Origin of the sequence: Loktanella sp. Alg231-35 (assembly GCF_900143545.1) — a bacterium.
GTDB lineage: Bacteria > Pseudomonadota > Alphaproteobacteria > Rhodobacterales > Rhodobacteraceae > Yoonia.
The window spans coordinates 66,218-80,136 of the sequence record NZ_FREV01000005.1; the positions used below are offsets into that span (position 1 = coordinate 66,218).

The window sequence follows — 13,919 nt, forward strand, 5'->3', positions numbered from 1 at the left end:
CTTTGAACCGGATTTCGCGAAATAGCGAAGCGAAAGGAATCATGCTAGCCTTTCGATATTGTAAGGAGAACACGATGATTTCTCTCATTCGATTTAAGTTCTGGAAATTGATTGCACCTGCGCTTGTTGCCATATCTGCGGCCCCCGTTGCGGCCCAGACGCCCGCGCAGGATAGTTTTGCCACCTATATGGAGGCCGCAACCGCGCTGCGCGATGTGATCCACCATGAACAGTTCGACCGCGAAGCGCTGGCATTTGACCTCGCACTTGAGACGCCGGACCTGATTGCCGACCGGGTCGATACGCTGATTGCCACGCATATCTATGCAGGTGCCTTGCGTGGCGCCGAGGGGACATTGCGGGCAGGGGCCGGCAACAGTCTGGATCAGGCGCTTTTGCTGCACAGTCTGCTGATCGACGCTGGCCAAGAGGCCCGCATCGCCCGCGCGCAGCTTGATGATAATCTAGCGGTGCAACTTCTGGCCGCTGCAACGCCGGTCAGCCGGGGGGCAATATTTGCATCAGACGCAGCAGGCGATCTTGCAATCACACAATTGGAAGAGGCCGCGGGCGAGCCGGGTTTGCTCTCCGGGCTGCGTGGAATTTTGAACGGCGACCCACCAACCGACCCATTGCCCAATGCGATAGCGGTCGAGACTGACAGGATTGCCGCCGCCCTTGGCGAAGCACTGCCAGACGGCACGGCCCTGCAAGCAACCTTGATGGCAGAAGCGCGTGATTACTTCTGGGTGCAGACCCGCCTTTTCGGAACGCAGGAATGGCAGGATCTGCATACTGCCTTCCAGCCAGAAACAGCCATCGCGCCAGACATGTTCGTTGCCGCGCCACTGCCCGAGGAATTGACACATAACGTGCGTGTGAAATTTGAACTCGAAATCCGCGAAGGCGACAAGCTCACGCTTCTGCCTTTGATGGATGAGTTGCAGATGGACACACATACACTTGCCCGCCGCCCGATTGTCCTGACCATCTTGCCCGATGGCGTGATTGGCGATGCGGAAACTGTGGCAGGGGCGCTGCCAGACACGACGTTCCATTTCCCGCTGTTGAACGGAGAACTGGCCCCGCGTGGCGTGGCCTTTACCGCCGACGGGCTGACGGCGTCATCCGATAATGTCTTGCTCAGCAACGGTATGGCGTCGGTTGTCGCGTCCAGTGCCGGAAAACTGTCCGAGGCGGGCGGGGTGCTTAGTTCGCTGGGTGCAGATGAAGATGAGAGTGACCTGCCGCCAAACACCCCCTTGCGCGAAGTTATCGGTCTGTGGGCTGTGGTCACGGTGCAAGCACCGGGCGCAGAGCGGCAGATCATCCGCCGACCATTGGTTGACCGGATCGGAGCGGGTCTGCGCGCCGAAGGTCAGGTTTTCGCCCCGATGTATGCAACCCCCGCCGAGACAGCCATGCTGGGCCAGTGGATGGTGATGATCCAGACCGGAGGTATCGGGCAGGCCGAATTGCTTTACCGACAGATCGACAGGCTGCGCGATATGGCGCCTGCTGTGGCTGCCGGGGATGATCAGTTTGGTGGATTGGGTGTGTCGAACCCGGCAATGCAGGCGATGATGACAGCGCTTTTTGATACCGCGGCAGAGGCAGGTGCCGCTTTGCACGACGGGTGGACCTACCGGGGTGCGCCCGGTGTTCTGATCACCAGCCAAACCTATCACCAAACCGACACGGATCTGGTGCAACGCTCTGCCATTGACATCCTGATGACGGGACGCCGCGCGATCGGCCCTGATGGCGCACCGCGCCCTGTGGCCGCCCTTGCCGCTGGCGTGGCAGAAACCTTGGCCGAGCGTGTGATGGCCGACGCAATTGCCGTCAATATCGGGCAACCCGCAGCGGACACAGCAGGCAGCTGGGACGCGCTCACGGCTGCGACGAACCTGCGCCCGGTGACCGCCAAATCGGCGTTACCCGAGGATGCCCCGACGGTCGCAGATGCAATGGCAGCCGAGATCGACCGTGGTCAGATCCTTGCCTATGCCGAAGACGGCCCGGCATGGTGGCGGGTGGACGGCGTAACCGGCGCTGCGATTGGTGTTGATGGGCTGGGCAATGGCGGCGAATCCGCCGAGTACATCGTCGTGTTGGACGCAGTGATCACCAAAACATTTGTGGTCTATGGGTCGATCAGTTGCACGCAGGCGGGCGGCGACGCGGCCTGCTGTCTTGCCGCCAATGTCGCCTGGGGCGCAGTGGGTTTCAGTATCTGGGGGGTGGTAGGCAAAGGGCTGGAGACCTTCACGCGCCTAGGGGCTGCGGCCTCTGGCTGGGTCGGTTTGGCCGCCGGTGCGGGCATGTCAGGGACTGGATGGAACCCTTATCAGGGGCCATGCTGATGCCTGCTTTGGTTCGTGGGTTTCTTGTCGCCTGTTTGTTCGTTTTTGCGCAGTTCACAGCGGTGTCTGCCCAGACGGATGAGCAGTTGGCCGAAATGGCGCGCACTGCCGCGATATTAGAGCAAAGCCCTGTCCTGAACGTGGGTGACACCCCGATCGATGTCGCCCCGGCCACGGGACAGTTTTTCTGGATCGAACCGGATGCGACCGGGCTTTACAGCTTGTCGATTGATGGCCCCGGTGCCATTCGGATGTCGACATTTCCCAATGCAAGTGGGCGCTTTGATGGCGAAACGTCCGAGCGGGTGATTGTTGAAGCCGCCAACGCCTATGGCGGGCCCCAGATCGGGCCGTTTCTGTTGGCCCAGGGATGGCCCTATCTTCTCAGCATCAACGCCACCGGACCGGCCACCCTGACACTGACCCAGCTTGAAACCTTTGGTGCGCCGATACCAACACCGGACAAGGATAGCTTGCTGGGAACCGGAGATTACCTGATTGCCCATGCCGGAGATTTGCGCCTGCAAATCACTGATCCTGACAGCCCCGCACGGGTCGAGACATGGGCAGAACCTCGGGCAGAGTTTCGATCTGATGTTGATGGGTCCGGCATCACCCGATTTATTGCACCTTTTGATCCAGACAAAGACACACGCCTGAACCTGCGTGCCAAGATCCCCGAAGGGCAGCCAGACCCGCTGACGCTGATCCGCATCGCACCCTTCGGTGTGCCCCTTGATGAAACCGAACCAAACCGCAGTGCACCCAACCTGCTGGATGTTGATCGCCCGTTCCAAGGGCTTTTGTTGCTTGGCAATGATCGTGACCGGATGCAGTTCACATTGCCCGCAGCGCGCGATCTGACGCTTGGCGTCGCAACTGATGCGCTTTGGGCGGATTATGCTGTTGTTCTCGAACAAAAGATTGACGGGCAAAATGTACCTGTATTGCGGCGCACCTCGGTCAGAGGCGCGCTGCCACCGACGCCAGTTCATCTGGAGGCGGGCGAATACATACTGGAACTTGCCGGGGATAATCCCAACGATGGTGCGATTGGCTATACGCTGACCTTTGCGCCAACCAACGCAGCAGACGCTGGGCGCGAGGCTGAGCCGAACGACCATATCACAGCCGCAACAGCACTGTCAGAGGCAGGTACCTTGCGGGGCGCGGTCGCGTCAGATGATATCGACTTTGTGTCATTTGCCGTTGAAGCCCCCAATCGGCTTTGGCGGGTGTTTGCATTGAATGCAGAACGTTTGATCCTCACCGGACCAACTGGTGTGATCACTGATGTTTCCGCCGTCGATGGGCGGGCCATCGCGGATGCGCTAGCGCTTGCGCCGGGCGATTATGCGGTCGAGATACGGGGCAATGCCGATTATGCGTTCCGTGTGCTGGACCTAGGTGAACGGCCCGCCACCCATGAGGCAGAGCCCAACAACACCCCCGTCAACGCCCAACTGCTGCGTTTTGGTGAGGCGTTCACGGGCGCATTTTCCGGCAGTGAAGATGTTGATCTTTTTCAGTTTCGGCTGGGTGCGGAAACGCCGGTTGAAATCAGCATTACCCCTGCAGGCGACGGACCGATGGACGCACAGCTGTCGCTGGGTAATGCCCGCTGGGGACAGAACCGCGACTTTGTGGCTGGCGGCGGTCCTTACCATTTTCAAGGCAAGCTGCCTGCTGGTGACTGGTTCATCCAACTCAGGGCGCGGTCCAATCTGACCCGTGGGACGTATCGCGTGTCGGTTGACCGCACCCCTGAAGTGTCTGGCATGCGGCCCGATGATACCCCCGCTACAGCACAGCTTGTGCCGCTTGATGGTGATGTGACCGGGCAGGTCGGGGCCTTCGATGCAGAGGATCATTTCCTTGTGCGCCTGCCCGCGACGTCACGCGCGGCGTTCATCACTTGTGATGGGGCAGGGTGGAGCCTTTGGCCATGGTCCGGCGGCCGCAAGATCGAAAGCCCGCGCAGCAACATGAGCATCACAGACCCTACCGCTGACAACGGTGGTGCTGTGCGCATTGTGGTGACAGGTGACAAACAGGACCGTGACTATGCCTGCGGCGTGCGTTTCCCGCCAGGGCCGGACGCGCTGCCCACGGCAACCGCCGCCTCTGCCGCAGAAGAAATCACACTGCGCTCTGGTGCGCACCTTAGTGGCACGTTGACGGCTGAGACCTCGCGCCAGTTCATCGCTTTTGACCTGTCAGAAAGGGCTTATGGGGTTGTTGCCTGTTTCGATGGAAACGGGGATGCGCTGGCTGCGCGCGGCTTACGTCCGCGTGATCTGACACTGCTGGATCATGCGGCGATTGCCCCCTTTGTGGCCTTTCGGGCCGGTCCTGCATCGGGGGTCGAAATGCGGGCGTCCTTGGCTGAGGGAGAAGAGGCGGCGTGGCGCTGTGCCATGTTGGGCATGGACGATCTGCCACGCCTTGCCGATCTGGGCGATCTGGCAGCGTTGACGACACCGCCCGATGCGGCACCGGCTTTGCCAGAAGGCAGCCCCGGCCTGTTGGGCACGGCGCCGTCGCTGGATGCGCTGCTGGCGTTGGTGCCGCCTGCCACGTTGCCGTCCGGTGACCTGCCGCTTGCGATCACGTTTGACACGCCGCCACCGGTGGCTGCCTATGCGCAGGCCGGGCAGCGTCTGAGCGTGTCGGCAAAGCTGATCAATTCAAGCGATGCGGCGATGACCTTCACAGTGTCGGGCGATGCGGCGGGCCAAGGCTGGGACGTCATGACGTCACCTGACACATTGGAACTTGGTCCCGGTGCAACCGGGAGCGCGATGCTGGAACTGACCGCACCGCCCTGGCTCAGCCCGGTGGTGCCTCCGAGTGTCACGCTGACAGCCACATCCGGGTCACGTTTTGCGACAGGGGTTCTTGGAATTGATGTGGCCACAGACGCTCCGACACAGGGTGCTTTAGTCTATTTTGATGCACCGCAGGCACTGCGCGGCGGGTTGAATCTGTTGCATTACGGGCTTGGCGCAAGGCTGGTTGAGGCTGAAGGGAAAGAGGTGTCGGCGCGCGATGCGGACGGGCGCGCGCACCTGCACGATGGCATAGCACCCCATGCCGGGGTTCGTGATATCGCGCGTGATCTGACCTTTGCGCTACCCGGTCCGGCAGAGGTCGCCGGGGCGATGATCCACTTGCGCAGCACGGCCAACCCGCTGAATTTCCCGACAGTTTACGAGGTTTACGTCTCTGACGACGGGATATCCTGGACCCGCGGCGCGACAGGTGAATTGCACCGCGCGATGACACCGCAATACGCCATCTTTGCAGCACCTCTCGGGGCCAGCTATGTCAGGTTTCGATTCCCCAATTGCCCCACCGACAGGTGCAACAGGGTTGCGTTGCAAGAGCTTCAGGCCATTGGCGTGCCGGGCACGCATCCCGACGGCTGGCCTGCGGTGAATGCGGCTGACCCCGATCTGGGCGGGCACGTCATCTACAGCACGCTTAACCAAGGCGGAAACTGGAACATTTCCTTGTTGCAGGCCGACGCGGATGCACGCAACGCCGGTTGGCAGACACGCAACGAAAACTACCGCGCCGTGATCGGCTTTCACCAAAACCGCGCCGCATTGGTAGAGCGTGTGGTCTGGATTGGAAATCCGATCGATACAGCGCGCCCGGATACAGCAATTGTCGAAGCCAGCCTGACAGGCCCCGCCGGTCCTTGGGTCCAAATCGGCGCCTTGGTGCCACCTGCTATCGGTGAAGAGCGCAGCGAGTTGCGTCTCGATACACCAGCATGGGCGCGCTATGTGCGCGTCTCCTTTTTGTTGCCGTCCGATACAAAACCCAGCGGGCCAGACGCGCTAGAGATCATTGAAGCGCCCGGCGCTTCGGTTGTTGGGCTTTGGGAAGACGATCGACCCGAAGCCGCGTTCGAGGCTGCAAATGGGGCAGGGGCGGTGGTTGCGGTTGCACCATCAGGCGGGGCGGATCGGGACAGCGCGGTTGAGCTGCAACAGGGGGGTGGGGTCACATCCTCCGTACTTTTGGAACGTAATGAAGACTGGTGGCGCCTGACCGTACCCGATGGCCCCGTTCAAGAGGTGCATGTCGACTTCCAAACCGTCCCGCTGGAGGTCGCAGTCGAACTTATGGGCGCCGACGGGGCCCTATTGCCGTTGGAAAAGACCGAGATGGACACATCCACGCGCATGACGACGCTTGTGGGGCCGGGCCAGTACCACCTGCGGGTCTATGAACCACCGCGATCTGTTGTGATCGCCTGGGATACATCCGGCAGCGTGGCCTCTTATATTCCACGAACGCTGGCTGCGGTGCGGCTGTGGTCGGAATCGCTTGTACCGGGGCGTGACGTGCTGCAACTTTTGCCCTTCGCCAATGAACCCGCATTCATCCTTGATGACTGGGCAGAGACGCCCGAAGACGTCGCACCGGCACTTCGCGACCTTGTGACGACCGGCTCCAGCTCTGCGGAACCGGCTTTGTCCTATGCGGCTGATGCTTTGGCCAGGCGGGACGGCGCGCGCGGTGTTGTGATCATCACCGATGCCGAAAGCGGCCCGGATCTGAGCCTTTGGCCAAATCTGTTGCGCGCCAGACCACGTGTCGTAGCACTGTCAATCGACAGTGACAGTCGGCAGAATGCAGCAATCATGATGGATTGGGCCAACCTCAACCGGGGCCGTTTTCAGCGGGTTGTTGGGGCGGTGGGGCTTGCCGATGGGCTTGATATGGCGGCGGCGCTTTTTCGGGCGCCCAAATCCTATGACATGACCCTGACACTGCTGCCCTACGAAGAACCCGCAGGCGAGGCAACCATCACAATCACGCTGGCAGAGCTGGACGAGGGTGCCGCACCAGCCCCGTCGGGCGCTGTGGAAGTAATCCTCGATGCCTCTGGTTCCATGCTGCAACGGCTGGATGGGCAACGCCGGATTACAGTGGCCCACGAGGCGCTCTCAAGGCTGGTGACGGACACGCTGCCGGACGGCATTCCCTTTGCCTTCCGTGCGTTCGGACTGGAGGCGGACGCCTGCCTGAGCGAATTGCGCACGCCGCTGGGTCCTTTGGATCGCAGCGCCGCACGCCGCGCGATTCTTGATGTGCCTGCGATCAACAACGCACGCACGGCGATTGCGGACAGCCTGACGGCTGCGGCCAGTGATTTGGCAGACGCCGGAGAGCCGCGCGTCATTGTCCTTGTCACCGATGGCGAAGAAACCTGCGACGGCGACCCTCAGGCGGCCATCGCGGCCATCCGCGCCAGTGGTTTCGATGTGCGAGTGAATATCGTGGGTTTTGCCATTGATGACGCCGCACTCGCCGCCACATTCGCGGATTGGGCAAGGGCCGGTGGCGGGACCTACTTTGAGGCCCGCGATTCCGCAGCTCTTGACGCCGCAGTGGACCGCGCCTTGACGCCCGCCTTTGCGCTGCAGCGCCGCTATGTGGATGGCAACGTAGAGGCGTTGGGGACTCTTGTCCCCGGCGAAATGCTGACCGTGCCCGCAGGCCAGATCGAGATTTTACCAGAAAGCATTGCAGCAGGTGACGGCCTGACCCGGCGCTTGGCACCGGGGGACAACTTGCAGCTGATCTATGACCCGGTCAGTGGGTTGTCGGCGAACTAGGATCTATCGTTGGGATACGATGATTTGCGCATCGCGCTGGCAACAAACACCTGATCGTGAATGCTGGCGGAGGAGGTGGGATTCGAACCCACGGTAGACTTTCACCTACGTCGGTTTTCAAGACCGGTGCATTCAACCACTCTGCCACTCCTCCGACAACGCCCTGTTAGCGCCTCGTTTCTGATTCGAAAAGCAGGTTCATGCTTTGGGGAAATCCGCCGACAAAATGCGCTAGACTCTTTCAAATCAGGCCATCGGGCGCTATCGTCTCTGCAATCCTGCGAATTCTCAGTATCCGCAGGCGGTGAGCGACAACAAAGACGGCTGAAAAACAGCTGATTTTCCCCGCAAACCGGGGCGCAATATAGGGGCGAGATATGACGGGCACAGTGTTTATGAACGCTTCGCGGTGGCGTATGTCCATGGCGTTGATTGCGGCGATGGGACTGGCAGCTTGCGATGAAAATGGCGGATTTGCCTTGCCGACGGCCGGGGAAGACGCGTCAGAGCCGCTGCCAGCCAATGCGCCCAACCAGACTGTTCAGTCAGAACGCGATGTGGAACGCCCCGATATCTTTGAGGTGACAGACCGTGGCCTTTGGGATGGTCGCCCGTCCTTGGGCGGGGTCTGGGTCGCGCATCCCGATGCGCAAGATCCCGAACGTGTGATGATCGTGAACACCGAAAATGGGCGTGAAATTGTGGGCGCCTTGTTCCGCCGCGAGCGTGAAAATCCTGGTCCGTTGTTGCAGGTGTCCTCGGATGCCGCCGAAGAACTTGGTATTCTGGCGGGCGCGCCGACCGAGTTAAGCGTTGTTGCCTTGCGCCGTGAAGAGGTCGAAGTCGAAGCAACACCACAGGAAAACCCAGTCGTGGCCAGCCTTGCCGCCCCAGTTGCCGTAGAATCCGAAGCGCTTGACCCGGTTGAACCTGCATCTGAGGAAAGCGCTGAAGATGATGCGCCAGTCGCCGTTGTCCTGCCGCCAGCTGGCGCGGCTGCGTCCAATGCCGTTGAAGCCGGTGCCGCCGCTGCCGCGACCGCAGGTGCTGCGATTGCTGCCGAGACGGCCGATGTGATCTCTGACACAGCTGAAGCGGCGGAAGAGGTTGATGAGGCCGTGGATGTCTCTGCCGTTATTGCGGCCCCACCAGAACCCTTGCCACCCGGTACGATTGCGCAGGTTGGCATCTACAGTGTCGAGGCCAACGCCGGTGCTGCGGCCAAGCAGATTATCGATGCGGGTATCCCCGCCAATGTCTTTGCCCAAGAAGTGGGCGGGCGCACCGTCTGGCGTGTCGTCGCCGGTCCTTTGGCAGATGACAGCGCGGTGTCGCAACTCAAAGCCATGGGTTTTGTCGATGCATTCATCGTTGATGATGATGGTGACGACGCCGCCGAAGAATAACCCTGCACCGAAAGGAAAACGTCATGTTTGTCGGATACATGCGCCGCGCGGTTCTGACGCTTTGTGTGATGATCGCCCCGATCACCGCATCCGCGTTTGAGACCGCGGCCCAGGCCGCCTACATCTTTGATCAGACAACAGGCACCGTTTTGTTGTCCAAGAACGCGCAGGAGCCTTTGCCGCCTGCGTCGATGTCAAAGCTGATGACAATCTATATGGCGTTTGAGGCTGTGGCCGATGGCCGCTTGGTCATCGACGAAGAACTCACCGTATCCTCACACGCTGCGGGCTATGGCGGGTCTTCGATGTTTCTGGACACCACCGACCGCGTCACGGTCGAGGATTTGCTGCGCGGCGTGATCGTGCTGTCGGGCAATGATGCCAGTGCGGTGCTGGCCGAAGCCTTGTCACCTGATGGCAGTGAGGCCGGTTTTGCCCGCATGATGACCGAACGCGCCCGCCAGATGGGCATGATGAATTCGACCTTTGCTAATTCCAACGGCTGGCCCGCTGTCGGACATCGCATGTCGATGGAGGATTTGGGCATTCTGGCCGACCGTCTGATCAGCGACTTCCCGACATTCTATCCGCTTTTTGCCGAAACCGAATTTGCCTTTGATGGCCGCGTGCCTTCCAATTCCAGCAACCGCAATCCCATTCTGACCATGGGGCTGGGTGCTGATGGGCTCAAGACCGGGCATACGCAAGAGGCGGGTTATGGTCTGGTTGGTTCGGCCAAACAGGGTGATCGCAGGGTGATCTTTGTGATCACCGGGCTGGACAGTTCAGAGGCCAGATCAGAAGAAAGTGCTAAGATCATCAACTGGTCCTTTCGTCAGTTTGCAGAAAAAGACGTTGTTGCAGCGGGCACGCAGATCGCCACGGCTGACGTTTGGATGGGGGAAATGCCGACGGTCGGTTTGACAGTGGCCGAGGACTTGTCCCTGCTGGTGCCGATCCTGAATCAAGGAGAGATCGACGCAGACGTTGTTTTTGAAGGTCCCATCGAGGCACCGATCACGGCAGGTCAGCCCCTTGGCGAACTGGTGATCACTCTCAACGACCTGCCAGAAAAGCGTATTCCGCTGGTGGCGGACGCTGACGTGGCGCGCGGTGGTTTTGCCACCCGTTTGCGCACAGCTGCCCTTGTGTTGTGGGAAAAGTTTGGCCCCGGTAGCGGGAACGAGGTGCCAGAAGAGGCATGAGCAAGCCACGCTTTATTACATTTGAGGGGATCGACGGTTCCGGTAAATCGACCCAGGCACGCCGGTTCGCTGACCATCTGCGCGGGCAGGGTGGCGATGTCGTTTTGACCCGAGAGCCAGGCGGCAGCCCCGGTGCCGAAGAAATTCGCCAGCTTCTGCTGACAGGCGATACCGATCGCTGGTCCGCAGAAACCGAGATTTTGCTCTTTACCGCCGCGCGCCGTGATCATCTGGAAAAGACCATTCAGCCGGCGCTGGCGCTGGATAAAACCGTGGTCTCGGACCGCTTTGCCGATAGCACGCGGATCTATCAGGGTGCCACACGCGGTGACCTGCGCGAGATGGTGGACAAACTGCATAGCCTGATGATCGGGCGCGAGCCTGATTTGACGTTCATCATCGATATGGACCCTGCCACTGCGCTAGAGCGTGGCTTGGCCCGTAAGTCAGGCGAGGATCGCTTCGAGGACTTTGGCCTCGCGTTTCAGGAAACGCTGCGCCACGGGTTCCTTGCACTGGCGCATGCCAACACCGACCGCTGCGTGCTGATTGATGGCAACCGCACCGCCGATCAGATCGCCAGCGAAATCGCGGCCTACGCATGAGCGACGACGATATCCCAGAGCCGGACCGGATCGCAGGTGCGCCGCATCCGCGCGAAACACCTGTGCTGTTTGGTCAGGACAAGGCGCAGGCAGATTTTCTGGATGCGTTTGGGGCCGGGCGGCTGCATTCGGGCTGGCTGATCACCGGGCCGCGCGGCGTAGGCAAGGCAACCCTTGCGTGGAAAATCGCGACGTTTCTCTTGGCGGATCAAGAGGCGGGGCTTTTCGGTGATCTAACCCTTGCGGTTGACCCTGAACATCCTGACGCACGGCTTGTCCATGCGGGCGCGCATCCGCGTCTGTCCATTATTCGGCGCCCATGGAATGAACAAACCAAAAAACTGCGTGCCGATATCACCGTGGATGCGGTGCGTCGGCTCAAGTCGTTCTTTCATATGTCCGCAGCTGATGGTGGGCGGCGCGTGGTGATTGTGGATGCCGCGGATGAGCTGAACCGCAACGCCGCGAATGCCATCCTCAAAGAACTGGAAGAGCCGCCAGCAAACACAACCATCCTGCTGATTTCGCATCAACCGTCACGTCTGCTGCCCACGATCCGGTCGCGGTGCCGCGAATTGCGCTGTGCGCGGTTGTCGCCGGACGCTCTGCAAAAGGCGCTTGTGCAGGCGGGGCATCCGTCGGATCAGACCGAAAGCCTTGCCACTTTGGCGGGGGGATCGGCGGGGGATGCGATCCGGTTGCTTAATCACGATGGTCTGGTGCTTTATGCAGAGCTGATCAAAACCTTCGAAGGTCTGCCGCATATTGACAGGCCCGCCGCCCTGCGACTGGCCGAAAGCTGTGCCGGGCGGGGCGCTGACGTGCGCTTTGGGCTAACGCTGGATTTGATTGATCTGTTTTTGTCCCGCGCGGCCCGTGCCGGGCTGATGGGCGAACCAACAGCGCAGGGCGCACCGGGTGAAGCGCGCCTGCTGACCCGGATCGCACCGGATGATCGTGCCGCCCGCCGCTGGGCGCAGGTACAACAGGATTTAACGGACCGGTCGCGCCATGGCCGTGCGGTGAACCTTGACCCTGCGGCGCTCATCCTTGATATGGTTTTCAAGATTGAAGAGACGGCGCAAGGTACAGCCGTAGCCTGAAAGCCGCGTCATGACCCAAGCCACAATCGTAGACAGTCACTGCCATCTGGATTTCCCGGACTTTGACGCAGAACGCGATGATGTGATTGCGCGCGCGCTAGAGGCTGGGGTCAGCCGCATGGTGACAATCTGCACAAGGCTGCGGTTGGAACCACAGGTCCGCGCCATCGCAGAGACCTATGCGCCGGTGTTCTATGCCGCAGGCACCCACCCGATGAGCGCGGCAGACGAACCTCTGGCCACCGTTGAAGAATTGATCGCACTAGCAGATCATCCAAAATTCGTTGGCATCGGTGAGACTGGCCTAGATTATCACTACACCGCCGAAAGTGCCGATATTCAGCAACAATCGCTGCGCGTTCATATTGCTGCGGCACGCGAAACCAAACTCCCACTGATCATCCATGCCCGTGCAGCGGACGATGATATGGCCCGCATCCTGCGAGAGGAATTCGACAAAGGCGCCTATACTTGCGTGATGCATTGCTTCTCAAGCAGTGCCGCTTTGGCCGAGGCTGCGCTGGAGATGGGGTTCTATTTGTCTATGTCGGGCATCGCAGCCTTTCCCAAAAGTCAGGAGCTGCGCGATATCTTTGCCAAGGCGCCGGTCGATCGTGTGCTGGTCGAAACTGACAGCCCCTATTTGGCCCCGCCGCCCTATCGGGGTAAACGCAATGAGCCCGCATATACCGCCCATACCGCCAAGGTGGGTGCAGAGGTGTTTGGTCTGTCCTATGAAGATTTCGCCACACAGACGACGGCGAATTTCGACCGGCTGTTCTGGAAGGCGGCGCAATGACCGACCAGATCAGCTTTCGCATTCTTGGTTGCGGTTCATCGGGGGGCGTGCCGCGTCTGGGCGGGCTTTGGGGGGCGTGCGATCCAACCAACCCGAAAAACCACCGGCAGCGCTGCTCGCTTCTTGTGACGCGAACATCTGGCGATCAGATCACCCGCGTTTTGATCGACACCACCCCAGATATGCGCGCGCAACTGCTGGCGGCCGATGTCGGTACGCTTGATGCGGTGGTCTATACCCATGGTCACGCCGATCACGTGCATGGCATCGACGATCTGCGCATGATTGTTTTCAACATGCGCGCGCGCCTGCAGGTCTGGGCGGATGGCGATACGACCAATGATCTGCTGGGGCGCTTTGGCTACGCCTTTGTGCAGCCCAAAGGATCAAACTATCCACCGATCTGTGATCTGAACACGATCAAGGGCGATATCACCGTCAGCGGGGCAGGGGGCGATATCGTGCTGCAACCGTTTGAGGTCGAACACGGCAACATCGACGCCTTGGGGTTCCGTATCGGTGATGTGGCCTACCTGCCGGATGTTTCCACGATCCCCGATGCGGCTTGGGACAAGCTGCAGGGGTTGGACACATGGATTGTTGACGCGCTGCGCCGCGAGCCGCATCCAACACATTCGCATCTGGCCAATACGCTGGAATGGATCAACCGCGCGGCACCCCGTCAGGCCGTGCTGACGAATATGCACAATGATCTGGACTATGCGACCGTCGCCGCAGAAACCCCCGACCATATCCGCCCCGCCTATGACGGTATGACGATCACGATCGATCTGCCTTAAGG

General features: G+C 60.5%; 8 protein-coding genes and 1 tRNA gene. 8 read left to right on the plus strand and 1 reads right to left on the minus strand.

Annotated elements, in window-relative coordinates:
- The first annotated feature begins 74 nt into the window (after window positions 1-74).
- Together DHN10_RS13040 and DHN10_RS13045 are read left to right on the plus strand one after the other, a co-directional pair.
- Entirely contained in the window at window positions 75-2,366 is a 2,292-nt protein-coding gene (locus tag DHN10_RS13040; protein ID WP_159086996.1) for a hypothetical protein, read from the plus strand.
- Window positions 2,366-7,999, plus strand: a complete 5,634-nt coding sequence (locus DHN10_RS13045) for a VWA domain-containing protein (RefSeq protein WP_159086997.1) — start codon at window positions 2,366-2,368, stop codon at window positions 7,997-7,999. The genes DHN10_RS13040 and DHN10_RS13045 overlap by 1 nt, the downstream gene beginning before the upstream one ends.
- 64 nt (window positions 8,000-8,063) lie before the next feature.
- Here DHN10_RS13045 and DHN10_RS13050 read toward each other — a convergent pair.
- Window positions 8,064-8,153: transfer RNA gene (locus DHN10_RS13050), tRNA-Ser, on the minus strand.
- Between the two features lie 223 nt (window positions 8,154-8,376).
- On the opposite strand from DHN10_RS13050, the gene DHN10_RS13055 reads away from it, so the two are divergent.
- The 6 genes from DHN10_RS13055 to DHN10_RS13080 are packed head-to-tail and all read left to right on the plus strand — an operon-like array spanning window position 8,377 to window position 13,917.
- Entirely contained in the window at window positions 8,377-9,405 is a 1,029-nt protein-coding gene (locus tag DHN10_RS13055) for an SPOR domain-containing protein (protein ID WP_234417127.1), read from the plus strand.
- Between the two features lie 38 nt (window positions 9,406-9,443).
- The gene (locus tag DHN10_RS13060; protein ID WP_234417146.1) at window positions 9,444-10,610 is read left to right on the plus strand and encodes a D-alanyl-D-alanine carboxypeptidase family protein; all 1,167 of its coding nucleotides are present in this window, start codon (window positions 9,444-9,446) and stop codon (window positions 10,608-10,610) included.
- Entirely contained in the window at window positions 10,607-11,215 is a 609-nt protein-coding gene (gene tmk / locus DHN10_RS13065) for a dTMP kinase (RefSeq protein WP_108815793.1), read from the plus strand. The genes DHN10_RS13060 and tmk overlap by 4 nt, the downstream gene beginning before the upstream one ends.
- Complete coding sequence (locus tag DHN10_RS13070) at window positions 11,212-12,318, plus strand: DNA polymerase III subunit delta' (RefSeq protein WP_108815794.1); 1,107 nt, start codon at window positions 11,212-11,214, stop codon at window positions 12,316-12,318. The genes tmk and DHN10_RS13070 overlap by 4 nt, the downstream gene beginning before the upstream one ends.
- Before the next feature lie 10 nt (window positions 12,319-12,328).
- A complete protein-coding gene (locus tag DHN10_RS13075) occupies window positions 12,329-13,117 on the plus strand; it encodes a TatD family hydrolase (protein WP_108815795.1) in 789 nt (262 codons plus the stop codon).
- Complete coding sequence (locus DHN10_RS13080; RefSeq protein WP_108815796.1) at window positions 13,114-13,917, plus strand: MBL fold metallo-hydrolase; 804 nt, start codon at window positions 13,114-13,116, stop codon at window positions 13,915-13,917. Before DHN10_RS13075 ends, DHN10_RS13080 begins: the two co-directional genes overlap by 4 nt.
- Window positions 13,918-13,919 lie beyond the last annotated feature (2 nt).

Coding starts and splice junctions, on each gene's coding strand:
- DHN10_RS13040 (WP_159086996.1), top strand. CDS start 75: ATGATTTCTCTCATTCGATTTAAGTTCTGGAAATTGATTGCACCTGCG.
- DHN10_RS13045 (WP_159086997.1), top strand. CDS start 2,366: ATGCCTGCTTTGGTTCGTGGGTTTCTTGTCGCCTGTTTGTTCGTTTTT.
- DHN10_RS13055 (WP_234417127.1), top strand. CDS start 8,377: ATGACGGGCACAGTGTTTATGAACGCTTCGCGGTGGCGTATGTCCATG.
- DHN10_RS13060 (WP_234417146.1), top strand. CDS start 9,444: ATGCGCCGCGCGGTTCTGACGCTTTGTGTGATGATCGCCCCGATCACC.
- tmk (WP_108815793.1), top strand. CDS start 10,607: ATGAGCAAGCCACGCTTTATTACATTTGAGGGGATCGACGGTTCCGGT.
- DHN10_RS13070 (WP_108815794.1), top strand. CDS start 11,212: ATGAGCGACGACGATATCCCAGAGCCGGACCGGATCGCAGGTGCGCCG.
- DHN10_RS13075 (WP_108815795.1), top strand. CDS start 12,329: ATGACCCAAGCCACAATCGTAGACAGTCACTGCCATCTGGATTTCCCG.
- DHN10_RS13080 (WP_108815796.1), top strand. CDS start 13,114: ATGACCGACCAGATCAGCTTTCGCATTCTTGGTTGCGGTTCATCGGGG.